Source organism: Kluyvera sp., from assembly GCF_047971185.1.
Classification (GTDB): domain Bacteria; phylum Pseudomonadota; class Gammaproteobacteria; order Enterobacterales; family Enterobacteriaceae; genus Kluyvera.
The window spans coordinates 17,803-43,837 of sequence record NZ_JBKDZH010000015.1 but is presented as its reverse complement, the minus strand read 5'-3'; the positions used below and the strand labels follow the sequence as shown (position 1 = coordinate 43,837).

Annotated in this window: 28 protein-coding genes, 1 tRNA gene and 1 pseudogene; 14 read left to right on the top strand and 16 right to left on the bottom strand. The window is 55.5% G+C overall.

Annotation, left to right across the window (positions count from 1 at the left end):
• The first annotated feature begins 6 nt into the window (after nt 1–6).
• Complete coding sequence (locus tag ACK5JN_RS03540; RefSeq protein ID WP_416868889.1) at nt 7–651, top strand: LysE family translocator; 645 nt, start codon at nt 7–9, stop codon at nt 649–651.
• Between the two features lie 34 nt (nt 652–685).
• Here the strand turns inward: ACK5JN_RS03540 and ACK5JN_RS03535 are convergent, their stop codons facing one another.
• The 3 genes from ACK5JN_RS03535 to ACK5JN_RS03525 all read right to left on the bottom strand — a co-directional run bounded on the left by ACK5JN_RS03535 (nt 686) and on the right by ACK5JN_RS03525 (nt 3,925).
• A complete protein-coding gene (locus tag ACK5JN_RS03535; protein ID WP_416868888.1) occupies nt 686–2,053 on the bottom strand; it encodes a diguanylate cyclase domain-containing protein in 1,368 nt (455 codons plus the stop codon).
• 613 nt (nt 2,054–2,666) lie between these two features.
• Nucleotides 2,667–3,197: a YbaK/EbsC family protein gene (locus tag ACK5JN_RS03530; RefSeq protein WP_416868887.1), complete on the bottom strand. Its 531-nt coding sequence runs from the start codon at nt 3,195–3,197 to the stop codon at nt 2,667–2,669.
• A gap of 104 nt (nt 3,198–3,301) precedes the next feature.
• A complete protein-coding gene (locus ACK5JN_RS03525) occupies nt 3,302–3,925 on the bottom strand; it encodes a DUF1062 domain-containing protein (RefSeq protein ID WP_416868886.1) in 624 nt (207 codons plus the stop codon).
• Nucleotides 3,926–4,220: 295 nt separating this feature from the next.
• Here ACK5JN_RS03525 and ACK5JN_RS03520 point away from each other — a divergent pair, with 295 nt between their 5' ends.
• The 5 genes and pseudogenes from ACK5JN_RS03520 (at nt 4,221) to ACK5JN_RS03500 (ending at nt 7,341) form a co-directional block, all read left to right on the top strand.
• Nucleotides 4,221–4,472 carry a zinc ribbon domain-containing protein gene (locus ACK5JN_RS03520; protein WP_416868885.1) on the top strand — a complete coding sequence of 84 codons (252 nt, stop codon included), beginning with the start codon at nt 4,221–4,223 and terminating at the stop codon, nt 4,470–4,472.
• 145 nt (nt 4,473–4,617) lie between these two features.
• Nucleotides 4,618–5,826 (top strand): MFS transporter, encoded by a 1,209-nt coding sequence (locus ACK5JN_RS03515; RefSeq protein WP_416868988.1) that lies wholly within the window; start codon nt 4,618–4,620, stop codon nt 5,824–5,826.
• A 12-nt stretch (nt 5,827–5,838) separates the two neighbouring features.
• The gene (locus ACK5JN_RS03510) at nt 5,839–6,231 is read left to right on the top strand and encodes a VOC family protein (RefSeq protein WP_416868884.1); all 393 of its coding nucleotides are present in this window, start codon (nt 5,839–5,841) and stop codon (nt 6,229–6,231) included.
• Nucleotides 6,232–6,525: 294 nt separating this feature from the next.
• Nucleotides 6,526–6,783, top strand: coding sequence for a YjhX family toxin (locus ACK5JN_RS03505; protein WP_112010960.1), 258 nt, complete (start codon nt 6,526–6,528; stop codon nt 6,781–6,783).
• A gap of 10 nt (nt 6,784–6,793) precedes the next feature.
• A pseudogene (locus ACK5JN_RS03500) lies at nt 6,794–7,341 on the top strand (GNAT family N-acetyltransferase).
• A gap of 100 nt (nt 7,342–7,441) precedes the next feature.
• On the opposite strand, the gene ACK5JN_RS03495 reads toward ACK5JN_RS03500, so the two are convergent.
• The 3 genes from ACK5JN_RS03495 to ACK5JN_RS03485 form a co-directional block, all read right to left on the bottom strand.
• Nucleotides 7,442–7,515 (bottom strand) — tRNA-Gly (locus ACK5JN_RS03495).
• A gap of 80 nt (nt 7,516–7,595) precedes the next feature.
• Nucleotides 7,596–8,351, bottom strand: coding sequence for an amidase activator ActS (gene actS, locus ACK5JN_RS03490; RefSeq protein ID WP_416868883.1), 756 nt, complete (start codon nt 8,349–8,351; stop codon nt 7,596–7,598).
• Between the two features lie 49 nt (nt 8,352–8,400).
• Entirely contained in the window at nt 8,401–9,303 is a 903-nt protein-coding gene (locus ACK5JN_RS03485) for a LysR substrate-binding domain-containing protein (protein WP_416868882.1), read from the bottom strand.
• Nucleotides 9,304–9,474: 171 nt separating this feature from the next.
• On the opposite strand from ACK5JN_RS03485, the gene ACK5JN_RS03480 reads away from it, so the two are divergent.
• From ACK5JN_RS03480 to idi, 4 genes are read left to right on the top strand one after another with little or no spacing between them, the layout of a single operon-like run.
• Entirely contained in the window at nt 9,475–10,953 is a 1,479-nt protein-coding gene (locus ACK5JN_RS03480; RefSeq protein ID WP_416868881.1) for a UbiD family decarboxylase, read from the top strand.
• A gap of 12 nt (nt 10,954–10,965) precedes the next feature.
• Nucleotides 10,966–11,547, top strand: a complete 582-nt coding sequence (locus ACK5JN_RS03475; protein ID WP_416868880.1) for a UbiX family flavin prenyltransferase — start codon at nt 10,966–10,968, stop codon at nt 11,545–11,547.
• Between the two features lie 19 nt (nt 11,548–11,566).
• Nucleotides 11,567–12,283 (top strand): DUF554 domain-containing protein, encoded by a 717-nt coding sequence (locus ACK5JN_RS03470; RefSeq protein ID WP_416868879.1) that lies wholly within the window; start codon nt 11,567–11,569, stop codon nt 12,281–12,283.
• 53 nt (nt 12,284–12,336) lie between these two features.
• Nucleotides 12,337–12,882 (top strand): isopentenyl-diphosphate Delta-isomerase, encoded by a 546-nt coding sequence (idi, locus tag ACK5JN_RS03465; RefSeq protein WP_416868878.1) that lies wholly within the window; start codon nt 12,337–12,339, stop codon nt 12,880–12,882.
• A 93-nt stretch (nt 12,883–12,975) separates the two neighbouring features.
• Here idi and lysS read toward each other — a convergent pair whose 3' ends face one another.
• The 5 genes from lysS to xerD form a co-directional block, all read right to left on the bottom strand.
• On the bottom strand, nt 12,976–14,493 hold the full coding sequence (lysS, locus tag ACK5JN_RS03460; RefSeq protein ID WP_416868877.1) for a lysine--tRNA ligase: 1,518 nt from the start codon (nt 14,491–14,493) through the stop codon (nt 12,976–12,978).
• A gap of 9 nt (nt 14,494–14,502) precedes the next feature.
• Nucleotides 14,503–15,601, bottom strand: a protein-coding gene (gene prfB / locus ACK5JN_RS03455; RefSeq protein ID WP_416868876.1) for a peptide chain release factor 2 whose coding sequence is annotated in 2 segments (ribosomal slippage) — nt 14,503–15,525 and nt 15,527–15,601 — 1,098 coding nt in all. Because the reading frame shifts where the segments join, the coding sequence is not laid out codon by codon here.
• Between the two features lie 89 nt (nt 15,602–15,690).
• Complete coding sequence (recJ, locus tag ACK5JN_RS03450; protein WP_416868875.1) at nt 15,691–17,424, bottom strand: single-stranded-DNA-specific exonuclease RecJ; 1,734 nt, start codon at nt 17,422–17,424, stop codon at nt 15,691–15,693.
• Nucleotides 17,425–17,429: 5 nt separating this feature from the next.
• Nucleotides 17,430–18,143 (bottom strand): bifunctional protein-disulfide isomerase/oxidoreductase DsbC, encoded by a 714-nt coding sequence (gene dsbC / locus ACK5JN_RS03445; protein WP_416868874.1) that lies wholly within the window; start codon nt 18,141–18,143, stop codon nt 17,430–17,432.
• A 22-nt stretch (nt 18,144–18,165) separates the two neighbouring features.
• Nucleotides 18,166–19,062, bottom strand: coding sequence for a site-specific tyrosine recombinase XerD (gene xerD, locus ACK5JN_RS03440; protein WP_416868873.1), 897 nt, complete (start codon nt 19,060–19,062; stop codon nt 18,166–18,168).
• 102 nt (nt 19,063–19,164) lie between these two features.
• Between xerD and fldB the strand changes: the two genes are divergently transcribed.
• A complete protein-coding gene (gene fldB / locus ACK5JN_RS03435; protein WP_064542782.1) occupies nt 19,165–19,686 on the top strand; it encodes a flavodoxin FldB in 522 nt (173 codons plus the stop codon).
• Here the strand turns inward: fldB and ACK5JN_RS03430 are convergent.
• Together ACK5JN_RS03430 and sdhE are read right to left on the bottom strand one after the other, a co-directional pair.
• Entirely contained in the window at nt 19,683–20,096 is a 414-nt protein-coding gene (locus ACK5JN_RS03430) for a protein YgfX (protein ID WP_416868872.1), read from the bottom strand. The genes fldB and ACK5JN_RS03430 overlap by 4 nt on opposite strands.
• Nucleotides 20,077–20,343 carry an FAD assembly factor SdhE gene (gene sdhE, locus ACK5JN_RS03425; RefSeq protein ID WP_106925781.1) on the bottom strand — a complete coding sequence of 89 codons (267 nt, stop codon included), beginning with the start codon at nt 20,341–20,343 and terminating at the stop codon, nt 20,077–20,079. The genes ACK5JN_RS03430 and sdhE overlap by 20 nt, the downstream gene beginning before the upstream one ends.
• 243 nt (nt 20,344–20,586) lie before the next feature.
• Here sdhE and ygfZ point away from each other — a divergent pair, with 243 nt between their 5' ends.
• Nucleotides 20,587–21,570: a tRNA-modifying protein YgfZ gene (ygfZ, locus tag ACK5JN_RS03420; protein ID WP_416868871.1), complete on the top strand. Its 984-nt coding sequence runs from the start codon at nt 20,587–20,589 to the stop codon at nt 21,568–21,570.
• A gap of 113 nt (nt 21,571–21,683) precedes the next feature.
• On the opposite strand, the gene trhA is transcribed toward ygfZ, so the two are convergent.
• Nucleotides 21,684–22,346 carry a PAQR family membrane homeostasis protein TrhA gene (gene trhA / locus ACK5JN_RS03415; RefSeq protein WP_416868870.1) on the bottom strand — a complete coding sequence of 221 codons (663 nt, stop codon included), beginning with the start codon at nt 22,344–22,346 and terminating at the stop codon, nt 21,684–21,686.
• A 158-nt stretch (nt 22,347–22,504) separates the two neighbouring features.
• Nucleotides 22,505–22,819 carry a N(4)-acetylcytidine aminohydrolase gene (gene yqfB / locus ACK5JN_RS03410; protein WP_416868869.1) on the bottom strand — a complete coding sequence of 105 codons (315 nt, stop codon included), beginning with the start codon at nt 22,817–22,819 and terminating at the stop codon, nt 22,505–22,507.
• Between the two features lie 50 nt (nt 22,820–22,869).
• Here yqfB and ACK5JN_RS03405 point away from each other — a divergent pair, with 50 nt between their 5' ends.
• Nucleotides 22,870–23,598, top strand: coding sequence for a MurR/RpiR family transcriptional regulator (locus ACK5JN_RS03405; protein WP_416868987.1), 729 nt, complete (start codon nt 22,870–22,872; stop codon nt 23,596–23,598).
• Between the two features lie 120 nt (nt 23,599–23,718).
• The gene (bglA, locus tag ACK5JN_RS03400) at nt 23,719–25,152 is read left to right on the top strand and encodes a 6-phospho-beta-glucosidase BglA (protein ID WP_416868868.1); all 1,434 of its coding nucleotides are present in this window, start codon (nt 23,719–23,721) and stop codon (nt 25,150–25,152) included.
• Between the two features lie 124 nt (nt 25,153–25,276).
• On the opposite strand, the gene ACK5JN_RS03395 is transcribed toward bglA, so the two are convergent.
• Nucleotides 25,277–26,020: an SDR family oxidoreductase gene (locus ACK5JN_RS03395; RefSeq protein ID WP_416868867.1), complete on the bottom strand. Its 744-nt coding sequence runs from the start codon at nt 26,018–26,020 to the stop codon at nt 25,277–25,279.
• Between the last annotated feature and the right edge of the window lie 15 nt (nt 26,021–26,035).

Below are 26,035 nucleotides of genomic sequence, written 5' to 3'. Positions count from 1 at the left end.
GTCATCATGCTGGATATCACCCATTTCGGGCTGTTCATACTGTCGGTCTTCCTGTTGTCCATTACGCCAGGCCCGGATATGGCCTACGTCGTCGGCCAGAGCGTGGCAAACGGTCGCCGCGCCGGGTTAATTTCGGCCGCGGGCGTCGCACTCGGCAGCTGCACCCACGCGATAGCCAGCGCGCTGGGTCTCACGGCGCTCATTACCGCCTCACCGCTGCTCTTTACCGTGGTGAAATATATTGGCGCGATGTATCTGATGTATCTTGGCGGCAAAATGATACTGGGCACCTTCGGCAAACCGCAGGCGGAGAGCGATGAGCCCGCGCCGGTACGGAGCAAGGCCAATACCCGTGGCCTGCTTTCTAAAGGCTTTATTACCACCCTCACCAATCCGAAGGTGATCCTGTTCTTTATTTCGTTCTTTCCGCAGTTCGTTTTGCCGAGCGGTGAACATCACGTCCTCTCTTTCCTGATCCTCGGCATGGCCTACGCGCTGGTTGGGTTTATGACTGATGCGACCTTTGCCATTCTGGCAGGTAGCGCCGCGGGCGCGGTCTCGCGCAACCGCGCGCTGCAAAAGCTTCTCGACAGGGTCGTTGGCACGGCGTTTATCGGGCTGGGGATCCGCCTGGCGCTGACGCGGCGGTGATGGCTAAAGCCCGGGACGCTATGCCCGGGCCAGGTTATGCCTGTTGACCGTTTTCCTCTTCGTCGCCGCGTGGCGCGCAAATCACCCGGTTTTTCCCCTGGTGTTTGGCGTCATACAGCAGGGCGTCAATACGGGCAATAAACGCTTCAGGATCTTCGCGCTCCCAGCTGCCCATCCCGGCGCTGAAGGTCACCTTCAGCCCCTTTTCACGCCAGTTATGCTCTTCAACCGCCACGCGCCACTGATTGAGCTGTTCTTCAGCCCACTCGGGATCGTCACTTTCGAACACCACCGCCATCTCTTCACCGCCGTAGCGGAACAGCAGCGCGCCGCTAAACTCGACCACGCCCATACCATATTCCGCAACTTTACGTAGCACGATATCGCCGAAGATGTGGCCATAGGTGTCGTTGAGCGATTTGAAGTTGTCGATATCCACCATCGCCAGGCAGAACGGTTTTTTCGAGATGACGTTTTGCGCCAGCTTCTCATCAAAGGCGCGACGATTTAGCAGGCCGGTGAGCTCGTCGGTCGTCGATTGTTTACGGAAAGTTTCAACCTTCTGGCTGTTGTTGATCAACTCCTGCGCCATCACCTCCTCGGTCGCATTAAACGGCGTCCCGGAGTTGATGCTGGAGATAACGCGCATAAACATGTTTTTCATCACCGAATGCACCAGAATCCAGCAGATGATGAGCATGAGGGCGGAAACCAACTGCGCATAGATCACTTTTGCGCTTTCATCCCACACGATAGAGGAGATGGTCTCTTCCTCAACCTTATAAATAAACAACCAGTCGGGATTGGTGTAGGAATAGTAGTAATAGTAGATATTACTATCTTCATCGTAGACCAGCCCCGATGCGTTACGCATTTTTTCTACGACCGTTTTCGGTACCAGAACGTCATTTTTTAGCGATGGGTCGGCATGAATAACGACGCTACCATTGCGGGTAACGATAAAAGACTCGCCCTCCATCGGAGTGACTTTCTGGCGCAGAGAGTATCCCATCTGTTTAATATCAAGCTCAAACGACAGAATAGCCGTCATATCCGCTTGCTTATTATAAGTTGGAATTGAAATATTAACTTTGCGTTCCCCAGAAATCAGATCCAGATACGGTTCACTGTAGGTAACAGATGAGAACGATGATGGGTCCTTAATATACCAGGGTAGCTGACGAATCTTTTCTCCCGCACTTTCATGGCTGGAAAAGCGAGCAGGAATCGTCAGAACCTCATCATTTTTATCAATCAAAGAGATATTCGATACGCCGGAAAGAAGCGACAGCACCCGATGCATATTATCCTTAAAAACCATATCGTTAACGCTTTTAAGGTCGGTAAAACTGCCGTCTTTTGTCAGTACTTTCGACATCGACGTCAGCGAGTGCTCCATCATTTGCAACGTTTTTTCCGTTTGCCCGCGAGCGACATTATAGACAGAGGCGCTGTTAACCTTATGATAAGATTTACGAATATCATCCATCTGTTTGTGGGCAATAAACAAACAAAAAACGATGAACATTATAAATGCCAACAAAAAGCTAACATTCAGCGTTCGGCTAAAATTAACCTGTCTTTTACTTGAATTGCTCACTGCACGTCTCCGGCATCCCTACTGAAAAAAGGAGGCGATTATAGATATGGAAGTTGTATTTAATCACTTGATAATGAACTAATTATTTGTAATGTCGTGTCATTGCAACATAAAGATTTGAAATTACCCGCCATAATAATCAATTCAACTCCAAAGTGACAGCTGAATAATTTACTTAAAGCTATAAAAAAAAGCCTGACAACTATTAAAATATAATATTTTTTGCCTATACGGCTAAAGATGAAAAAACTAAATGGGTCATATGCAATTAATTTTTATTAGATCGCAAATTAGCGATAAACACATTGTCTGGGATCATCGGCGCGAGCGTTGACGGGCCACAGAGTGGCCCGTCAGAAACCTGTGAATGAGAGTTCTGACCACCATTCACAGACGTCGGAAAGCCAATACTTCGTTAAGAACAGATTTCCGCTCCTCGCTTAAGGCGGCATAACATGTCATCCGTTTGCACATCCGCAGGAAAGTAGCCGTAAAACGCCAGCAGCCGCAATAAATCCGTTCTGGAAATACAAACCGAAGCGCTGTTGCTCAGAGGGTGAAACCCGAGCGGCTGACTTGCGGATACAGATGGATCGATGGCTATCTGAAGCGCTTTCTCCTTGTTATGTACGATCGCAAAAGGGGTAACGCCACCAGCTTCTACTCCTAAGATTTCCATTAGCTCATCTGATGAGGCAAATGAAAGGCGTGATTCGTTAAGCTGAAGCGCTAATTCACGAAGATCGGCCTTTTTATTGCCATCAAGAATATACAGATAAAAATGCTTACCCGAGCTATTTTTTAGTAGCAGATTTTTTAGCAACTGCGCCGGAAACGCTGTCGAAAGACTCGCATGGTCAGCGACTGTTTTGACCTCCTGATGCGGGATATGCTGATAAAAAATATCCAGTTCAGCGAGCAATTTCAGAACCGCATTCTCATCCATGTTTTCTCCTGAGTATCATCACTCATTTCGTAGGTAATAACTATCATTCCAAATAATATGCTGCATCATTCTTTCTTTTCGAACGGTCTTCCATAGTCATACGCTTAAGATGTTTGTTTTTCACGATGCGTCAGGATTATTCTGCGCCGGGCATACAGCGTCTCCTTCGACATCTTAAACGAGTACTCCAGGTCCTTGAGCTTGCGCGATTTAAGCATCTTCAGCGTAACGCCTCTTATTTGCCCGGATGCGATCCGTCTCCTGATTTCACCAGCGCTCAGCATCAGTTGTTTCTGCAATATCGACAGCAGGCTGATCTGAAAAGGCCGAGGGATCCGGATATGCACCGTCACCTGATTGCCTCGGGTAAGACAGAGCGACCAGCGCTCCTGAATACGACAATCAGGCCGTCCCGATAGCTCGGCGTTGTTTCGCTTGAGCATCGCAATATCACAGGAAAAATGTTGCACGGTGTCGGCATCGTTCATCATCAAGCGATAATAAAGCTCAGGCTTTATTTTGCTGACGTGCAGACGGGAAAACAGAGAAATATTCCAGGTGTAGTCGCAGTGCGTGCATTTATAGATACTCCAGATATCCAGCAGCTTCTTCTGCGAATTGACCCGAATGGCACCCGAAGGCGTGAAGTCTCGCTTTATATTGCATGCAGGGCAGCGTTTCGCAATACGCTGATACCCCACGGGCGTGACGGTCCATGTTACGTTCATAACGTACCTTTTTTTAACCCATACAAAACCGGATCCGTACTTAACGGACCATGAATGTGATGTATGAAAAATATTTAAGAGATATTTTTCAGTGGGTTAAAAAAAGATTTCCAACGCGACTATCCTATCGACGGTTGAGGAGATGCATTGAGACTATCAAAACGGCAATTATCGGGTAATTGAGTTCAATCAATTTCAATGATGATTCCAGTTCAATCTATTGATCTGACACCCTAAACGCCTTACAGCGTTTCTGTATATTTAATAGACAAACCAACAACAGAAGGAGCGCTTAATGACACAACATGAACGGTTTTGTCAGGCCTGCGGGATGCCGATGTCCGCGCCTGACGCGCTGGGGGCCAGCGATAAATATTGCGCCTACTGCTGCGACACCGACGGTAATCTGAAACCCTGGGAAGAGGCCGTTTCCGGTCTGGCGGGCTTCCTGGATTCCTGGCAAAAGGTCGGCCCGGAAGAATCGCGTAAGCGGGCAAAACGCTACCTGACAGCCATGCCTGCCTGGGCACACAAAGCGGACGACTGATCCGTATTTCAATTGCTCCCGCAGCGCTGAAGCTCATTGCATCAACCTGACTTTGTTACGTAAATTAGCCAGCCCGCGGGCTGGCTACTCACCGGAGCATCGTGTGAATAACCCGCCACAACGTTTACTGCAGTACGGCAGCGTGATGTTGTTTCCGCTGGCGATGATTATTTATGATTTCTCAGCCTACCTGACCACAGACCTTATCCAGCCAGGTATCATTAATATTATCAATGAACTACAGGCTGATGTGACCCTGGCACCCGCATCGGTGAGCCTGTACATGGCCGGCGGTCTGGCCCTGCAATGGTTGCTTGGCCCCCTTTCGGACCGTATTGGTCGGCGGCCAGTGCTGCTGGCCGGCGCGCTGATTTTTGCCCTTTCCTGCCTGGGCATGCTGTTTGTCTCTTCGATCGAACAGTACTTCGTCGCGCGCTTCATTCAGGGCACCAGCGTCTGCTTTATCTCGACCGTCGGCTATGTCTCTATTCAGGAAGCATTTGGCGAAACGGATTCAATCCGGATCATGGCCGTGCTGACGTCCATCGTCCTGCTTGCGCCGGTTATCGGGCCGGTGGCCGGCGCGGCGTTGATGACGTTCATCCACTGGAAACTGCTGTTTGCCATCATCGGCGCATTGGGTTTAGTCGCCTGGGGCTTGCTAATGTTGAAGATGCCGGAAACCGTTATCTCTCAGGGGCGAGGGTTTAAGCCGGGTGAGGTTTTGTCAGATTTCATCGCGGCGTTTCGTCACCCGGTCGTGCTCACCGGCTCGCTAGCGGTCGCTTTCGGCAACCTGCCCATCATCACCTGGGTGGCGCTCTCCCCGGTGATCCTGATTGAACACGGCGGCATGTCTCCCGGAACCTATGCCTGGACACAGGTACCGGTATTCAGTGGGATCATTATCGCCAGCGCAATTGTGGCAAATTTTATTAAAGACCCGACCTCGCCACGTTTTATCTGGTGCACGGTCCCGATACAGCTGGCTGGGCTGCTGACGCTGCTGGTCGGCAATTTGCTATCGCCCCATATCTGGTTATGGTCGGTGCTGGGAACCAGCCTTTATGCCCTGGGTATTGGGCTGCTCTACCCCGTGTTGTTTCGTTTCACGCTCTTTTCGCATAACCTGCCAAAAGGCACCGTTTCTGCCACGCTCAATATTCTGGCGTTGAGCGCATTTGCCCTTTCCATTGAGGCAACGCGCTGGCTCTACTTCCATGGCGGTGGCAGGATGGCGTTTCACTGTGCGGCTCTGGTGGCCGGTTTCGCGGTCATCATCCTGGTTTCCCGCCTGCTTAAACTTCGTCAGCAGTATCAAGGCCTGGCAAGCCAGCCGGCCAATAATGTTTAACGAGGAGAATTTATGTTTTCTTACGTCATGCTGGGTACTAACGATCTACCGCGCGCCATCAGCTTCTACGATCCGCTGATGGAACAACTTGGACACCCACAGGCAGGCCGTAACGAAGAAGGCGCCTCCTGGGGGACGTTCAGCGATAACCATACTATTGGATTATGTGTCGGCAGGCCTTTTAACCAGCAGAGTGCCAGCGTTGGCAATGGCACGATGGTGGCGCTGAATGCGGGCTCGTTTGAACATATTCAGCAACTGCACGCACTCGCGCTCAGCCTTGGCGGCACCGATGAAGGCGCGCCGGGACACCGCCCGCAATATGGCGAGGGCTTTTATAGCGCCTACGTACGCGATCCGGATGGGAACAAACTCGCATTTGTCTATTACGAAACCGCGTCCTGACCTACTCGCCACTCGCTGAAAGCGGCTGCGATACAATAAGGGAGCTTTATCGGCCCCCTTCGCGATCACACTTTTCGCCCTTTCGAATTCACTTACAAAAACCAGGTGTTATTATTGGTCTGGTAAATACCTTTCAACTCAACCCGAGGCTTTGATGCTGGAGAATGTCATCATCTGATAATCAGCTTTCCCGACCTTTTCAGGCCGGTCTGATTATCACTGCGCTGAAATCGATTGCGAACACCGCTGCGTGTTTGCGCATTTTGCACATGATGATGAAACAGGTTTTCCAGTATGAATTTATCCCGTCAGGAACAACGTACCTTACACGTTCTCGCCAAAGGTGGACGTATTGCGCACGTCCGCGATGCTTCCGGCCGCGTCACCTCCGTTGAATGCTACAGCCGCGAAGGGCTGTTGCTGACCGACTGCACGCTCGCCGTCTTCAAAAAACTCAAAACCAAAAAGCTGATCAAATCCGTCAATGGTCAGCCCTACCGCATTAATACCACCGGGCTGAACAGCGTTCGCGCCCAGCCGGACAACCGCTAAGGAAAGTCTAATGACAACATACAGCTTCACCTTCCATATCACCGATGAGAACGATGCGAACGACATCCGGAACGTCGAAACACGGGCATTTGGCTTCTGCAAAGAGGCCGATTTAGTGGCATCTTTACTGGAGGACGAAACCGCGCGTCCAACGTTATCGCTGCTCGCCCGCCATCAAGGCAAAGCCGTCGGGCATATTTTATTTACCCGCGCCACATTTAAGGGCGCAGTGAATTCACCGATGATGCATATTCTCGCGCCGCTGGCAGTCATACCGGAATATCAGGGCCTCGGCGTGGGCGGATTGCTGATACGCACCGGGTTAGAGAAACTGAGGTCGACTGGCTGCCAGAGGGTTTTCGTTCTCGGCCATGCCGCCTATTACCCACGCCATGGGTTCGAACCCTGTGCCGGAGACCAGGGCTATCCGGCGCCTTACCCTATTGCGGAGGAACACAAGGCCTGCTGGATGACGCAACCGCTTTCTGCTGAACCGGTTAAGCGCATCGGTAGCATTCAGTGTGCACAGGCGTTGATGAAGCCGGAGCACTGGCGTGAATAAACGCCCGCTCTAACAGCGCAAAAGGTTACCGAGGATAAACACAGGAAAGTATTAAGGTCAGGATTCAGTAAGCAGAGATGCTTTCAGAAGTCGGTCTGGAGCGGGCGAAGGGAATCGAACCCTCGTATAGAGCTTGGGAAGCTCTCGTTCTACCATTGAACTACGCCCGCTAAGGTGTGCGAGGAGCATTATAAACCTTACTCCTCGCCTGGCAAGCACTCTGGGTGCTAAGTGACGATAAAATAATCGCTTAGCACTTCGGCTTGCTGCCCTGCGGCGGTAAATAGCGCAGCGGATCGATAGCCGTTGCGCGGTAGCGGATCTGGAAGTGCAGCCTTACTGAGTCCGCATCCGAACTACCCATCGTGGCAATTTGCTGGCCAATCTTCACGCTCTGGCCGTTATTAACCAGCAGCTTTTCGTTGTGGGCATAGGCGGTGATGTAATCTTCGTTATGCTTAATCATCACCAGATTACCGTAGCCGCGCAGCTGGTTGCCGACGTAAACCACCTTCCCAGCGCCGGCGGCGTACACCGGCTGCCCGCGGCTGCCCGCGATATCAATCCCTTTGTTGCCGCCTTCTGATGTGGAATAGGTCAGCACCACCTTACCGCTGGCGGGCCAGCGCCAGCAGCGTTGCCCTACCGGCGGCCATGATGATTTCGGCACGGCGGAAGACGGGACCACTTTCGCCGTTTTGCTGGCGGTCGATTTTTTTGCGCTGGAAGACGAGCCGCCGCTGACCTTCAGCTTTTGCCCTATCTCGATGGTATACGGCGGAGAAATGCCGTTCATCCGCGCCAAATCTCGCACGCTGGTGCCCGTCATACGCGAAATACGCGACAGCGTATCGCCGCGCTTCACGGTGTAGACCGAGCCGCTGTAGCTGCCTTCTGACGAGTTTCCGGCGCAGCCGGACAGCGCCAGGCCAATAGCCAGGCACATTAACAGTCGTAGTGGGGAAGAGATCTGGCTTCCTGCTCGCAAAACGTATCCTCGGGTCATTATCGATCGGGCCATCTATGATAGCAGGCTCACGCTGGATGCCAAACCATCAGGATAGTGAATGATTGGCAAACGGAAAGCCTTCCGCCACCAGCGCCATCACCTGCGGACACCAGTTTACCGCCGGAATTTTCACCATCGCCGGGTAAAAAATCTGCGGCGATGGGAAGACGTCCACCACGTAACATTCGCTGAGTTTGTCCGCGCACACTTCGGACGACGGCAGCAGCGTCGCCGCCGCCAGCCCTGATTCGAGCCAGTCGAGAATCACCCCCGGCTGGGTAATATGCATAATCACCTTCGGGTTAACGCCCGCTTTGCGGAACAGATCGATCAGCATCTCGTAGGTGCCGGAGTCTTTCGCCCGGTGCAGCAGCACCAGCGGCAGCCCGCCCAGCGCGTTGTAGTCAAACGGGTTCGTCGGCGGCGACGGCAGGCATTTTTTGTTGATCACCGCCACCAGCTTCACCGGGTCGAACGAGACGTAGTCAAAACCGTCGCTGCGATAAGGACGCTGAATAAACGCCAGGTCGATGGCCCCCTCGTTCAGCATCATCTCCAGATGGCTGGAGTCGGTGACCGAAATGTTGACCTCAATCTCCGGGTAGCGCTGATACAGCGCCAGCAGCAGCGGCTTAAAGTACGACTGAAACAGGTGGCTCATGCCAAAGCGGAACTGCAGGCGATCTTTCTGGGCGATCTCCATCGTCTCACGCGCGGTATCCTCGACCTGGCGCAAAATCTCACAGGCCTTACGGTACAAGAAAAACCCGGCCTCGGTCGGCTCGATACGATTGCCACTGCGCAAAAACAGCGCCGTCTGTAGCTCATCTTCCAGCTCCTGGATGCGCTTGCTGAGCGGCGGCTGCGCCATGTTCAGCACCTTGGCGGCCTGGCTTATCGAGCCTTGCTCGACCACCCGGCAGAAATAGCGTAACCGTTTTAAATCCATTTATCCCCCGCGCCTGAAATGACCTTGCCCTAGTCTACGCACGATTTCCCACCGCGTGTAGCCACATCTTTTTGATCTACCCAGACCTGGCTAAACGGTATTTGCCCACACTCAGCGTAAGGAATAGGGTTGAACGCAGAAATGCTTCCCGAATATCAACAGGAATATACCGTGAAAAATGACACCACTGTACGCGACCTGCGCTCTGCGCTCGCGCTGCTGAAAACGCTGCCGGGTGAATATGTTGAAACCGACACCGAAGTTGATCCACACGCCGAACTGTCTGGCGTATATCGTTACGTGGGGGCTGGCGGCACCTGCCAGCGTCCAACCCGTAAAAACGGCCCGGTGATGATGTTCAATAAAATTAAAGGCTTTGACGACATCAGCGTCGCCATCGGTATCAACGGCTCGCGCAAACGCGTTAGCCACTTCCTGAACTGCCCGCCGGAAAGGCTCGGACACCTGCTGAAAGACTCGGTACAGCGCCCGATTCCGCCGGTGCTGACCACGGAGAAAGCGGTCGCTCAGGAAGTGGTTCATCTGGCCACCGACGCCGACTTTGACCTGCGCAAGCTGCTGCCCGCGCCGACCAATACCGAAGAGGATGCCGGTCCCTATATCACCATGGGCCTGTGCTATGCCTCCGATCCCGAGACGCATGAGTCCGACATCACCATTCACCGCCTGTGCGTGCAGAGCCGCGATGAGCTATCAATGTGGCTGACGCCGGGCCGCCATATCGATGCGTTCCGCATGAAAGCCGAAGAACTGGGCCAGCCGCTGCCAATCTCCATCAGCATCGGCGTCGATCCGGCCATTGAAATTGCCGCCTGCTTTGAGCCGCCGACCACTCCGCTGGGCTTCGATGAGCTGAGCATTGCCGGTTCGCTGCGCGGGCAGGCCGTTGAAATGGTGAAATGCCTGACCATCAACGAAAAAGCCATTGCCCACGCCGAGATCATCATTGAAGGCGAGCTGCTGCCGAACGTGCGCGTACGTGAAGATCAGAACACCAACACCGGCCGCGCGATGCCGGAATTCCCGGGCTATACCGGCGAGTCAAAAGACGCCCTGCCGGTGATTAAAGTGAAAGCGGTCACCCATCGCCACAGCCCAATCTGGCGCACCACCGTCGGGCCAGGCGAGGAACACGTCAACATGGCGGGGATCCCGACCGAAGCCAGCATCCTGGATATGGTCGGCCGCGCAATGCCGGGCAAACTGCTGAACGTCTTCGCCCACTCGGCGGGCGGCGGCAAGCTGCTGGCGGTGATGCAGTTCAAGAAATTCTCCCCGGCGGATGAAGGTCGCCAGCGCCAGGCCGCGCTGCTGGCATTCTCGGCGTTCCCGGAGCTGAAGCACGTGATTCTGGTGGACGAGGACGTGGACATCTTCGATAGCGACGATGTGCTGTGGGCGATGCAAACGCGCTACCAGGGCGACGTCGACACCATCACTATTCCGGGCGTGCGCTGCCACCCGCTGGATCCATCACAGGTGCCGGAATACAGCCCGAGCATTCTGCAACAGGGGATGTCCTGCAAAACCATTTTTGACTGCACCGTGCCGTTCCACCTGAAACATCACTTTGAACGTTCTAAATTCAAAGAAGTAGACGTGAAACGCTTCCTGCCGGACTTCGAGTAAGAGGAACAGACAATGACACCACGCATCATCATCGGCATCAGCGGCGCATCCGGTTTTCAGTACGGCGTGAAGGCGCTGGAGCTGCTTCAGCCCCTGCCGCTGGAGGTTCATCTGGTCGTCTCGAAAGGGGCGGAAAAAACCTGTGAGCTGGAGACGGACTATCGGCTGGACGCGGTGATGGCGATGGCGGACGTCGTGCACCCGATTGGCAACCTGGGCGCGGCCATCTCCAGCGGTTCGTTTAAAACGCTGGGCATGCTGGTCGCCCCCTGCTCCATGCGAACGCTGGGTGCCATTGCGCATTGTCTGACCGATAACCTGCTCACGCGCGCCGCGGACGTGGTGCTTAAAGAACGCCGCCGTCTGGTGCTGCTGGCGCGCGAAACGCCGTTAAACCTTGGCCATATCCGCAATATGGCCGCCGTGACGGAAATGGGCGGGATTATTTTCCCGCCGGTTCCGGCCCTCTATCAGCGTCCGCAAACCGCGGACGACATTATTACGCATAGCGTCAACCGTGCGCTCGACCTGTTCGATATCGACGTGGATAACATCCCGCGCTGGGGCGAAGGATCGCTGCGCCACGACGGCTAGTGCGATAAAGGAAACTCTCATGTTAATCGGTCCTTATGTAAACGGGTCCGCCGTGGTGATCGGCGGGCTAATTGGCGCGCTGGCGGGAAGTAAACTCCCGGATCGCGTCAAAACGGCGCTGCCGATGACCTTCGGGCTGTGCTCGGTTGGTCTGGGTATTACGCTGGTACTGAAGGTGCAATATATGCCTGCGGTGGTGCTGGCGATGATTGTCGGCGCGCTGATTGGCGAGCTGCTGCATCTGGAAAGCGGGATTGGTAAAGCCGCCGGTTCAACGCGCGGCCTGATCAACAAAGTGCTGCCGCCGGTACAAGGCTTAAGCCACGAAGAGTTCACCGAGAAGTTCGTCGCCATTCTGGTGCTGTTCTGCGCCAGCGGTACGGGCGTATTCGGGGCGATGACCGAAGGGATGAGCGGCGATCCGTCGATCCTGTACATCAAAACCATTCTCGATCTGTTCACCGCCGGCATTTTTGCCACCCTACTCGGCTTTGCGGTAATGACCATTGCCATTCCGCAGTTAATCATTCAGCTGGCGCTGGCGATGCTGGCGGTGTTCCTGCTGCCGATGATTACGCCGTCGATGATGGCGGACTTCTCCTGCGCGGGCGGGCTGCTGATGGTAGCGACGGGGCTGCGTATTTGTAATATTAAGCTTTTTCCGGTTGCAAACATGTTGCCTGGGCTTGTTTTGGTAATGCCTTTTTCCCACTTATGGGCTACGCTGGTTGCCTGAGTATATGACCCGGTGGGTTTATGCCGGGTCATCTTTCATTTTCAGGAGTTGCCATGGCAGGGGAACACGTCATTTTGCTCGATGAGCACGATCAACCGTGCGGAATACTGGACAAGTATGCCGCGCACACGCTCTCTACCCCACTGCACCTCGCCTTCTCTTGTTGGTTATTCAACGATCGCGGCCAGCTCCTGGTCACCCGCCGCTCTTTAAGCAAAGTGGCCTGGCCCGGCGTATGGACCAACTCGGTCTGCGGGCATCCACAGCAGGGCGAGACCTTCGAACAGGCCATTATCCGCCGCTGCCGCTTTGAGCTGGGCGTCGAAATAAGCCACGTCACCTCGGTCGCCCCCGACTTCCGCTATCGCGCCGTCGCGCCTAACGGCATCGTCGAAAACGAGGTGTGCCCGGTGTATGCGGCCCGCGTCACCAGCGCCGTACAGCCGAACGCCGACGAGGTAATCGAATATCAGTGGTGCGAGCTCGACGATGCGCTGCGCGCGCTGGCGCTGACGCCGTGGGCGTTTAGCCCGTGGATGGTGATGGAAGCGGCTGACGAAGAGGCGCGTCAGGCGTTTATTGCATTCGCGCGTAGCTGAACATTCCCGGCGTCGCTGCGCTCGGCCGGGCTACCGGCCATCAGGCATAAAAAAACCCGGCATCGCCGGGTTTTTTGCATCTCGCTCGCGCGATTATTTCACCGGACGCATCGCCGGGAACAGGATCACGTCGCGAATGGTGTGGCTGTTGGTGAACAGCATGACCATACGGTCGATACCGATACCCAGACCCGCGGTCGGCGGCAGGCCGTGTTCCAGCGCGGTGACGTAGTCTTCGTCGTAGAACATCGCTTCGTCATCGCCCGCTTCTTTAGCGTTAACCTGATCCTGGAAACGCTGCGCCTGGTCTTCCGCGTCGTTCAGCTCGCTGAAACCGTTACCGATTTCGCGGCCGCCGATGAAGAATTCAAAGCGGTCGGTGATTTCCGGGTTCACGTCGTTACGGCGCGCCAGCGGAGAAACCTCTGCCGGGTACTCGGTGATGAAGGTCGGCTGAATCAGGTGCGCTTCCGCCACTTCTTCGAAGATCTCGGTCACGATGCGGCCCAGACCCCAGCTCTTCTCAACGTGCACGCCGATGCTTTCAGCAATGGCTTTCGCGGAGTCGAAGTTATCCAGATCGGCCATTTCCGTTTCCGGACGGTATTTCTTGATCGCTTCACGCATGGTCAGTTTTTCGAACGGCTTGCCGAAGTCGAAAGTCTGGTCGCCGTAAGGCACCGCGGTGTGGCCCAGAATATCCTGCGCCAGGGTACGGAACAGGGACTCGGTCAGTTCGATCAGATCTTTGTAGTCCGCGTACGCCATGTAGAGTTCCATCATAGTGAACTCAGGGTTGTGGCGAACGGAGATACCTTCGTTACGGAAGTTACGGTTGATTTCGAACACGCGTTCGAAGCCGCCAACCACCAGACGTTTCAGGTACAGTTCCGGCGCGATACGCAGGTACATGTCCAGGTCCAGCGCGTTGTGATGGGTGATGAACGGACGGGCAGACGCGCCGCCAGGGATGACCTGCATCATCGGGGTTTCCACTTCCATAAAGCCGCGGCCGACCATGAACTGACGGATGCCAGCCAGGATCTGCGAGCGCACTTTAAAGGTATTACGGGATTCATCGTTAGAGATGAGGTCCAGGTAACGCTGACGGTAGCGCGCTTCCTGATCCTGCAGGCCGTGGAATTTGTCCGGCAGCGGACGCAGCGCTTTGGTCAGCAGACGCAGTTCGGTGCAGTGGATAGACAGTTCGCCGGTCTTGGTTTTGAACAGTTTACCTTTGGCGCCCAGAATGTCGCCGAGGTCCCATTTCTTGAACTGCTCGTTGTAAACGCCTTCCGGCAGATCGTCACGCGCCACGTACAGCTGAATGCGGCCGCCCACGTCCTGCAGCGTCACGAAGGAGGCTTTACCCATAATACGGCGAGTCATCATACGACCCGCAACGGAGACTTCGATATTCAGCGCTTCGAGCTCTTCGCCTTCCTTACCATCGAATTCAGCGTGCAGTTGGTCAGAGGTACGGTCGCGACGGAAATCGTTAGGGAACGGGATGCCCTGCTCACGCAGTGCAGCCAGCTTCTCGCGGCGTGCCTTCATTTCGTTGTTAAGATCGACTACCTCGTCAGCGCCTTGTGCGTTTTGTTCAGACATGTTGGTTCCTCATAACCCTGCTTTCAAACTTGCTTCGATAAATTGATCCAGACTGCCGTCCAGTACCGCCTGCGTATTGCGGGTTTCAACCCCGGTGCGCAGGTCTTTAATTCGGGAATCGTCCAGGACATAGGAACGAATCTGGCTACCCCAGCCGATGTCGGATTTGTTGTCTTCCATCGCCTGTTTTTCCGCGTTCTTTTTCTGCATCTCCAGTTCATAAAGCTTCGCTTTCATCTGCTTCATGGCCTGGTCTTTGTTCTTGTGCTGGGAACGGTCGTTCTGGCACTGGGTCACGATCCCGGTCGGGATGTGGGTGATACGCACCGCGGATTCCGTACGGTTAACGTGCTGACCGCCCGCGCCGGAGGCACGGTAAACGTCGATGCGCAGATCCGCCGGGTTGATGTCGATATCGATATCGTCATCGACTTCCGGGTAGACGAATGCGGAGCTAAAGGAGGTGTGGCGACGGCCGCCGGAGTCGAACGGGCTCTTACGCACCAGGCGGTGAACGCCGGTTTCGGTACGCAGCCAGCCGTAAGCGTATTCGCCGGAGATTTTGATGGTCACGGATTTAATCCCGGCCACTTCCCCTTCGGACTCTTCGATAATTTCGGTTTTAAAGCCGCGCGCTTCTGCCCAACGCAGATACATACGCTCGAGCATGCTTGCCCAGTCCTGCGCTTCAGTACCGCCGGAACCGGCCTGGATATCAAGGTAGCAATCGGCGCTGTCGTATTCGCCAGAGAACATACGACGGAACTCCAGCTGCGCCAGTTTTTCTTCCAGCGTGTCCAGCTCGGCAACGGCTTCGTTGAAGGTTTCTTCGTCGTCGGCTTCTACAGCCAGTTCCAGCAGGCCGGAAACATCTTCCAGGCCCTGAGACATTTGGTCGAGGGTATCGACAATCGCTTCAAGGGAGGAACGCTCTTTGCCCAGCGCCTGCGCGCGTTCGGGTTCGTTCCAGACATCCGGCTGTTCCAGCTCGGCGTTTACTTCTTCCAGACGCTCTTTCTTGGCGTCATAGTCAAAGATACCCCCTAAGAACGTCGGAGCGCTCCGTGAGGTCCTGAATGCGATTATTTACCGGGTTTATTTCAAACATGGTCTATTTTCTTTTAATGGACGAGAAAAATGCGGTTATAAGAGCGGAATCTTAGCGGATTCCCGCCCTTATTTACAGTGAAAGAGATGCTAAATCGGCCACAGATGCTCGATGATCAACTGTAAGCTCCGGTTGCCGCGAAACTCATTAATGTCCAGCCGATAGGCCAGAGTCACTTCGCGCACGCCGTTATCCGGCCAGACGGCGGTGTCAACATTGAAGGCAATGCCGTCCAGCAGCGGGCCGCCGCCGACCGGTTCGGCCATCACTTTCAGGTGACGCTCGCCCACCAGCCGCTGCTGCAGCAGGCGAAAACGCCCGTCAAACAGCGGTTCCGGGAACATCTGCCCCCACGGACCGGCGTCACGCAGCGTCTGCGCCATCTCCAGCGTCATCTCCTGGGGGCCTAGCTCGCCGTCGGAGAGGATCTCCCCCTGCAGCAGCGCCGGGTCCAGCCATTCGGTGACCAGCTCGCCGAAGCAGCGCTGGAACTCTTCGAAGCGTTCTTCCTCCAGCGACAGCCCCGCCGCCATCGCGTGGCCGCCGAACTTCAGCATCAGCCCCGGATACAGCGTGTCCAGACGCTCCAGCGCATCGCGCATATGCAGCCCCTGAATCGAACGCCCGGAGCCTTTCAACTGGCCGTTGCCCGCAGGGGCAAAGGCGATCACCGGGCGATGGAAGCGCTCTTTGATGCGGGAAGCCAGAATGCCGACCACCCCCTGATGCCACTCGGGGTGATACATCGCCAGCCCGCCCGGCAGCTCGGCACGGCTGCGCTCAAGCTGTTCGCACAGGGTCAGCGCTTCTGCCTGCATCCCCTGCTCAATTTCTTTACGGGTCTGGTTTAACGCGTCCAGTTCATTTGCCAGCACGCGCGCTTCACCGAGGTTATCGCACAGCAGCAGCGCCACGCCGACGGACATGTCGTCTAAGCGCCCGGCGGCGTTCAGGCGCGGCCCGAGCGCAAAGCCCAGATCGCTGGCCACCAGCTTCGCGGCGTCGCGGTTGGCAATCTCCAGCAGTGCCTTAATGCCCGGACGGCAGACGCCCGCACGAATGCGGCTCAGCCCCTGGAAGGTCAGAATACGGTTGTTGACGTCCAGCGGCACCACGTCAGCCACGGTGCCCAGCGCCACCAGATCGAGAAATTCGACAATCTTCGGCACCGCAATGCCGCGAGACTCAAACCAACCTTTCTCTTTCAGATGGTTACACAGCACCAACATCAGGTAGAACGCTACGCCGACGCCCGCCAGCGATTTCGATGGGAATGGGCAGTCGGCGAGGTTGGGGTTAACCATCGCGTCGGCGTTGGGCAGCGTTTCACCGGGCAGGTGGTGATCGGTCACCAGCACCGAGATCCCCAGTTCGTGTGCGCGATCGACGCCGGCATGGGAGGAGATCCCGTTGTCCACCGTCATGATCATCTGCGCGCCGCGCGCGTGGGCCTGATCGACCACTTCCGGGCTTAAGCCATAGCCGTCTTCAAAACGGTTCGGCACCAGATATTCCACCGAGCGGCAGCCCATCGCCCGCAGCGACAGGACGCTCAGCGCGGTGCTGGTGGCGCCGTCGGCGTCGAAGTCGCCCACCACCATGATGCGCAGATTTTTTTCAAAGGCATCGTGCAGCATCTCGACGGCTTTCTCGACGCCGGTCAGGGTGCGCCAGTGCAGCATCCCCTTGAGGCCGCGTTCGAGATCGTCCGGCGATTTCACGCCGCGGCTGGCGTACAGACGGCGCAGCAGCGGCGAAAGCTCAGCGGGCAGCGTGATGGAATCATCCACCTCCCGGCGGCGAAGTTGAGTCTGTTGTTTCACGCGAATTATTTACCGCTGCTCTGTTTCTGATGTTGGTCGAGGAACGCTTTCATCTCTTTCGGGCCCTGATAGCCCGGGACCATAAAGCCGTCGCTAAGCACGATCGCCGGGGTGCCGGTGACGCCAAACTGCACGCCCAGCGCATAGTGGTTGGCGATGTCGATATCGCAGGTCGCCGCCTGCACGCCCTTGCCGTTCATCGCATCGTCAAACGCTTTGTTGCGGTCTTTTGCGCACCAGATAGACTTCATGTCCTGCTCGGCCTGGCTCTGAATGCCCTGACGCGGGAAGGCCAGGTAGCGCACGGTGATCCCCAGCGCGTTATAGTCTTTCATCTCTTCGTGCAGCTTGTGGCAGTAGCCGCAGGTGATGTCGGTAAAGACGGTAATCACATGCTTTTCCTGCGGCGCTTTGTAGACGATCATCTCTTTTTCCAGCGCCTTCAGGTGGGTCATCAGCAGGGCGTTGGTGACATTCACCGGCTGCGCGCCGCTGACGTCGTACATCGGCCCCTGGATAATGTGCTTGCCGTCATCGGTGACGTACAGCACGCCGCTGTTGGTCAGCACGGTTTTCATCCCGGCCACCGGCGCGGGCTGAATGTCGGTGCTCTGCACGCCCAGTTTGGCGAGCGACTGCTTGATGGCCGCATCGTCAGCCTGCGCCAGCCCGGAGAAAGCAGCGGCCAGCAGGGTAAACATCATTAAACCTTTTTTCATAATCTGTCCTTTTAAATCAGCATCATGCGCGCGGATGATGCTGTTGATGAAGTTGACGCAGCCGCTCTGTCGCGACGTGCGTATAAATTTGTGTGGTCGACAAATCGCTGTGCCCAAGCAGCATCTGCACTACGCGCAGATCCGCGCCGTGGTTTAACAGGTGCGTGGCGAACGCGTGACGTAAAACGTGCGGCGACAGCTTTTCGCTATCGATCCCCGCTAACTGGGCATAATGCTTAATCCGGTGCCAGAAGGTCTGGCGGGTCATCTGCTGGGCACGCTGGCTAGGAAACAGCACATCAATCGCCACGCCGTTCAGCAGCCACGGGCGGCCGTGCTCCAGCCAGTTTTCCACCCAGTAGACCGCCTCTTCGCCCAGCGGTACCAGCCGTTCTTTGTTGCCTTTACCGATAACTCGCACCACGCCCTGACGCAGGCTGATGTCGCTCATCGTCAGCCCCACCAGCTCCGACACGCGCAGCCCGGTGGCATAGAGTACCTCAAGCATCGCTTTATCGCGCAGCTCCAGCGGCTGATCCACCAGCGGTGCCTGCAACAGGCGCTCAACCTGCGCTTCGCTGAGATCTTTCGGCAAGCGCTGCGGCAGCTTGGGCGAAGCCAGCAGCGCGCTGGGATCGTCCTGGCGAATCTTTTCGCGGTACAGATGCTGGAAGAAACGGCGCATGGCGCTCAACAGGCGCGCGGAACTGGTCGCCTTATAGCCGCCCTGCTGCCGCTCGGCGAGTAGGTTTTGCAGATCGTCACTCTGGACGCTTTCCAGCGTCAGGTTCCGATGCACCAGCCATTCGACGACCATGGTCAGATCCCGACGGTACGCGCTGAGCGTATTTTCCGCCAGATTTCGCTCCAGCCACAGCGCATCGAGAAACTGTTCGATGCGAGCAAGATCCTTATCCACTTCGAGCCCTCTGCCTGTAAAATCAACTCCATTATGCCTGAATTAAGCCCCTTTCTGGTACACTAGCCGCATCGTCATCGCAAGAATCGAGAGCAGTTCGTCATGAATATCGGCCTTTTTTATGGTTCCAGCACCTGCTACACCGAGATGGCAGCGGAGAAAATTCGCGACATTATCGGCCCGGAACTGATCACACTACATAACCTGAAAGATGATTCGCCAGCCTTAATGGAGCAATACGACGTGCTCATTCTCGGCATCCCGACCTGGGATTTCGGTGAGATTCAGGAAGATTGGGAAGCGGTCTGGGAACAGCTGGATACGCTGAATCTGGAAGGTAAAATCGTTGCGCTGTACGGCATGGGCGACCAGCTCGGTTACGGCGAGTGGTTCCTCGATGCGCTGGGTATGCTGCATGACAAGCTGGCCACCAAAGGGGTGAAATTCGTCGGCTACTGGCCAACGGAAGGCTATGAGTTCACCAGCCCGAAACCGGTCATCGCCGACGGCCAGCTGTTTGTCGGCCTGGCGCTGGATGAGACCAACCAGTACGACCTCAGCGACGAACGTATTCAGAGCTGGTGTGAACAAATTCTCGGCGAGATGGCCGAGCAGTTCTCCTAATGCTTACTGGGCGCGGGCTGCTGCAGGAGAATCCGCCGCAGGTCGCGCCACTCTTCCGGGTTCATGCTGTCTGCCGCCAGCCAGAGATGCTGGCGACGACCGCCCGGACGACGGATCCGCAGCATCATCCCTGAGTTCAGCATCCACGGCGCGCCCAGAATCTCCCACTCCTGATTACGCCAGCGCAGACGGGAGTCCATCAGCAGCTTAATTTCCCCCTGGTGTGAGTGAATGCGCCGCTGGCTGCGCACGCAGTCAAACACCACCAGCGAGAGCAAAATCAGCCAGAGCGGGGTGTAGCTCAGCGGCCACGGCATCAGCAGCACCAGAGCCGCCACCAGCCCGTGGAGCAGTAAAGAGAGCCACTGTGAGCGCCAGGAGACGCGTAAATCAGATTGCCACAGGACCACGTTCCCGATTCCGTGTCTGAATAAGTTGCACCATGCGCTGGAGGTTAGCGTCGGCCGGTTTGCCGTGATTCATCAGCCAGTTGAAAAGATCCGGATCGTCGCACTCCAGCAGACGAATAAAGAGCGCTTTGTCTTCATCGCTTAGCGTGTCGTACTCATGCTCAAAGAACGGCATGATGGAAATGTCGAGTTCACGCATACCGCGGCGGCATGCCCAATGGATACGGGCTTTATTATTGATGTCCATAATTTCCTTCCAGCATTACGTTGCTACTAGTTTAACGTGTTTTTTGCAGTTACTTTACTGGAATATCACGTTACACGCGTCATATTCAGAAAAAAACCTCAATAAATTAAAGGGATTCATCTTATTACGAGGCGCTTCGCAGAACGCGCGAACGGCACAAAACGGCCATCGAAAGCGCTTGCAATGGCGGGCATCTCTTTTACCATGAGGGAATAAGCGCGTTACTCAATTCAGGATATCAATATGGCTTTTACTCCTTTTCCTCCGCGTCAGCCCTCCGCCTCCGCGCGTTTACCGCTGACGTTAATGACGCTTGATGATTGGGCGCTGGCGACCATTACCGGTGCCGACAGTGAAAAGTACCTGCAGGGCCAGGTGACCGCCGACGTTGCGCAGCTCGACGAACATCAGCATCTGCTGGTCGCCCACTGCGATGCCAAGGGTAAAATGTGGAGCAACCTGCGCCTGTTCCGCCGGCAGGACGGTTTTGCCTGGATTGAGCGCCGCAGTCTGCGTGACGCACAGCTGACGCAGCTGAAAAAATACGCCGTGTTCTCAAAAGTGGTGATTGCCCCTGACGACGAGCAGGTACTGCTGGGCGTAGCCGGGTTCCAGGCACGCGCCGCGCTGGCCAACCTGTTTGGCACTCTGCCGAGCGCCGAGACGCCGTGCGTGCAGGATGGTGAAACCTCGCTGCTATGGTTTGCTCCCCCGGAAGAACGTTTCCTGCTGGTGACCGACGCGGTGACCGCCGAGCGCGTGACCGATGCGCTGCGCGGCGAAGCGCAGCTTAACAACAGCCAGCAGTGGCTGGCGCTGGACATCGAAGCCGGTCTGCCGGTGATTGATGAAGCCAACAGCGCGCAGTTTATCCCACAGGCCACCAACCTACAGGCGCTGGGCGGTATTAGCTTTAAGAAAGGCTGCTACACCGGCCAGGAGATGGTGGCGCGCGCAAAATTCCGCGGTGCCAACAAACGCGCGCTGTGGACGCTGGCGGGTAAAGCCTCTCGCGTACCGGAAGCCGGGGAAGATTTAGAACTGCAGATGGGCGACAACTGGCGTCGTACCGGCACCGTGCTGGCGGCGGTACAGCTGGATGATGGTCAGCTGCTGGTGCAGGTGGTGATGAACAACGATATGGAAGCCGACAGCGTGTTCCGCGTGCGCGACGATGCGTTTACGCTGAGCATCAAGCCGCTGCCGTATTCGCTGGATGAAGAGTAATTAAGCCTCGCGCCGTCCCGGCGGCGCTGCGCCTGGCCGGGCTACCGGGTGAGACGTTGACGGACCACGCAGCCCGGGCGAGGCGTTTAGCCGACCCCGGGATGACACTCAACCTATCCCACCTGCCCCACATACAGATAAATCGCCAGAAAATGGCAGGCGCTACCGCCCAGCACAAACGCGTGCCAGATAGCATGGTTGTAGGGAATCCGCTTGCAGACATAAAAAATCACCCCCAGCGAGTAGATGATTCCCCCCACCGCCAGCAGCGTCACCCCGCCGATATCCAGCTTCACCGCCAGTTGATACACCACAATCAGCGACAGCCAGCCCATGAGCAAATAGGTTACCAGCGACAACACTTTGAAACGATGCGCAATGGTCAGCTTAAACAAGATCCCCAGCAGCGCCAGGCTCCAGATAACGATCATTAACCCGCGCGCCAGCGGCGAGTCCAGCCCCACCAGCAAGAACGGCGTATAGGTACCGGCAATCAGCAAATAGATAGCGCAGTGGTCGAATTTCTTCAGCCATACTTTCGCCCGCTGTGAGGGAATGGCGTGGTACAGCGTTGAGGCCAAAAACAGCAGGATCATACTGCCGCCATACAGGCTATAGCTGGTAATCGCCGTAGCGCTGGCGTTAGCGTCAACCGCCTGCACCAGCAGCAAAACCAGCCCTACGATGCCGAGAACAAAACCGACACCGTGACTAATGCTATTGGCAACTTCCTCTGCCAAAGAATATCCCTGTTGAACAAGTGGTTTCTTATCCATTACGCGCTCCGGGCGAACGTCAAATCAAGCAACGTCACTAGCGTAACTGAGAATGGTTCCAGTGAACGCATGTAAGCTAAAATAAATAGGCAAATTACTATAAAATAAGATTAATCAGCATCTTAACAACATCATTCAACTAACACGCGTACGCTTTTTTATTTAATACATTTAAATTCAATCACATAAAAGGTGTTTTCCCCCGGATAGATATCGCTGATGACCTGCTTAAGCTGCGGCAGGGTCATATTTTCCTGCTCCGCATGACGTTCGCTGAGGGTATCCAGAGTTACGGTTGAGGTAGCCAGCACTTCAATCGTGCAGAAATAGCCATCGTCTTCATAGCGCCCGACGCGCAGAACATCGCCGGTTTTAAAATGCGATTCAGCGGCGTCGCGCAGGGTGATGGTCTTACGCCCGGCAACAATGTCGTCCAGGAAGCGCTGAAAAAAAGTGATGTCGTTTGGCTGCATGGTATTATTCCCTTTAGATTTTCACATTAACGAGTATCGCCACCGTGAGCATGTTCTCCCACACCGCTATCGCCAGCCTCAATAATCTTGAGATGATGGTCTATCACTATGTCATCAAAAATCGCGACACGGTGATGTACATGACCATTCGTGAGCTGGCCGATGCGGCGGGCGTTTCCACCACCACGGTGATGCGTTTTTGCCGCAAGCTCAACTGCGATGGCTACTCAGAGTTTCGCGTTCGCTTCAAATTATATCTCGAGCAGGAAGAGCCGCAGCAGGCAAATTTCGGCGCCAGTGAAATTATCAGTTTTTTCAAAAGCGTCAATAATGATGAATTTGATAAACTGCTCGACCGCGCGGTAGAGGTTATTCTCGCCTCAGAGCGTATTATTTTTGTTGGCGCAGGCACTTCTGGCTCGCTGGCGAAATATGGCGCGCGGTTCTTTTCGAATATTGGAAAATTCAGTAATCATATCGACGATCCTTATTTTCCGGTCACTAATGATATGGCCAAAAATGCGCTCGCGATTGTTCTTTCGGTCTCTGGCGAAACCGAAGAGATCCTGCGTTTTGCCAGCCAGTTTAGCCTGCATCACTGTAAAGTGATGTCGATAACCAGCCATGAACACTCGCGTCTGGCGAAGCTGGCGGACTTTAACCTCTCCTGGCACGTGCCGCAAACGCGCATCGGCGGCGTTTACGATATTACGACGCAGATTCCGGTTATCTATATTCTGGAGTCCTTAGGCCGTAAACTGGCGAAGAAATTAGCATAAAAAAACAGGGTGTTTTTTCGATGTAACATATGCCCCGAGGGGGAATTTGTTATATCGTGACATTTAATATTCCTTTGTTAGACTCAGACTTATTAAGACTAATCAATGAGCCTTGCAAAGATGAAAAAATTAACCTTACCGAAAGACTTTTTATGGGGTGGCGCGGTTGCCGCTCACCAGGTTGAAGGCGGCTGGAATAAAGGCGGCAAAGGCCCCAGCATCTGTGACGTCCTCACCGGCGGCGCGCACGGCGTACCGCGTGAAATTACTCAGGAAGTGGTGCCGGGTAAATACTATCCAAACCACGAAGCGATCGACTTCCACGGCCACTACAAAGAAGACATCAAGCTGTTCGCTGAGATGGGCTTCAAATGCTTCCGTACCTCCATTGCCTGGACCCGTATTTTCCCGAACGGCGATGAAAGCCAGCCGAACGAAGAGGGGCTGAAGTTCTACGATGACATGTTCGATGAGCTGCTGAAATACAACATCGAGCCGGTTATCACCCTCTCCCACTTTGAAATGCCGCTGCACCTGGTGCAGGAATACGGCGGCTGGACCAACCGTAAAGTGGTCGATTTCTTTGTACGCTTCTCCGAAGTGGTCTTCGAGCGCTACAAAAACAAGGTCAAATACTGGATGACCTTTAACGAAATCAACAACCAGCGTAACTGGCGCGCGCCGCTGTTCGGCTACTGCTGTTCCGGCGTGGTCTACACCGAGCATGAAAACCCGGAAGAGACCATGTACCAGGTGCTGCACCACCAGTTCGTGGCCAGCGCCCTGGCGGTGAAAGCCGCGCGTCGTATTAACCCGGAGATGAAAGTCGGCTGTATGCTGGCAATGGTGGCGCTCTATCCGTTCTCCTGTAAGCCGGAAGACGTGATGTTCGCCCAGGAGTCCATGCGCGAGCGCTATGTCTTTACCGACGTACAGCTGCGCGGCTACTACCCAAGCTATGTGCTGAACGAATGGGAGCGTCGCGGCTTCAACATCAAGATGGAAGCGGGCGACGAAGCCATTCTGCGTGAAGGCACCTGTGACTATCTGGGCTTCAGCTACTACATGACCAATGCCGTGAAAGCGGAAGGCGGCACAGGGGACGCGATCTCTGGCTTCGAAGGCAGCGTGCCGAACCCGCACGTGAAAGCCTCCGACTGGGGCTGGCAGATTGACCCGGTTGGCCTGCGCTATTCACTGTGCGAACTGTACGAGCGCTATCAGAAGCCGCTGTTTATCGTGGAAAACGGCTTTGGCGCTTACGATAAAGTGGAAGAAGACGGCAGCATCAACGATGACTACCGCATCGACTACCTGCGCGCGCACGTCGAAGAGATGATGAAAGCGGTGACCTACGACGGCGTCGATCTGATGGGCTACACGCCGTGGGGCTGCATCGACTGCGTGTCGTTCACCACCGGGCAGTACAGCAAGCGTTATGGCTTTATCTATGTGAATAAGCACGATGACGGTACCGGCGATATGTCTCGTTCGCGGAAGAAAAGCTTTGAGTGGTATAAAGCGGTGATTGCCAGCAACGGCGAGAGTCTGTAAGTTCGTTTCCCCTCACCCTAACCCTCTCCCCAAAGGGGAGAGGGTACCGATAGTGCAAATGCTGACGTCGGTTTTCTCCCTCGCCCCTTTGGGGAGAGGACCGGGGTGAGGGGCCTGCACCACACTACTTCCCGCCCGCCAGCTCCAGAAAACTGCCCGTCACATAGGACGCCTTCTCGCTCAGCAGCCAGACAATCGCCTGCGCCACCTCTTCCGGCTGGCCGCCGCGCTGCATCGGCAGAACCGATTTCACTCGATCAACCCGCCCCGGCTCGCCGCCGTCGGCATGCATTTCGGTATAGATAAAGCCCGGCCTGACGCCGTTTACGCGGATCCCCTGCGCCGCCACTTCAATCGACAGCCCGGTGGTCAGCGTATCAATCGCCCCTTTCGACGCTGCATAATCCACATACTCACCCGGCGATCCAAGACGCGCCGCGGCCGATGAGACGTTCACAATCGCCCCGCCCTTGCCACCGTGCGGTATCGCCATGCGCTTTACCGCTTCCCGACAGCACAGGAAATAGCCGGTAACGTTGGTGGTTAATACGCGATTAATCCGTTCGGCAGTTAACGCTTCTACGCGGCTTTGCGTAAACAATATCCCGGCATTATTCACCAGCGCCGTCAGCGGCTCCGGCTGCGCGTCGAGCTGGGCGAACATCGCCATCACCTGCGCTTCATCGCCAATATCCGCCTGCACCGCGAACGCTTTACCGCCCGCCGTTGCAATGGCGTCGACGACTTCCCCCGCCGCCCGCGCATTCTGGTGATAGTTTACCGCCACCGTATATCCTTCCTGCGCCAGCTGTAGCGCCGTCGCTCGTCCTATTCCCCGGCTTGCGCCGGTGACCAATGCAAGTGCCATTCGTTTCTCCCAAAA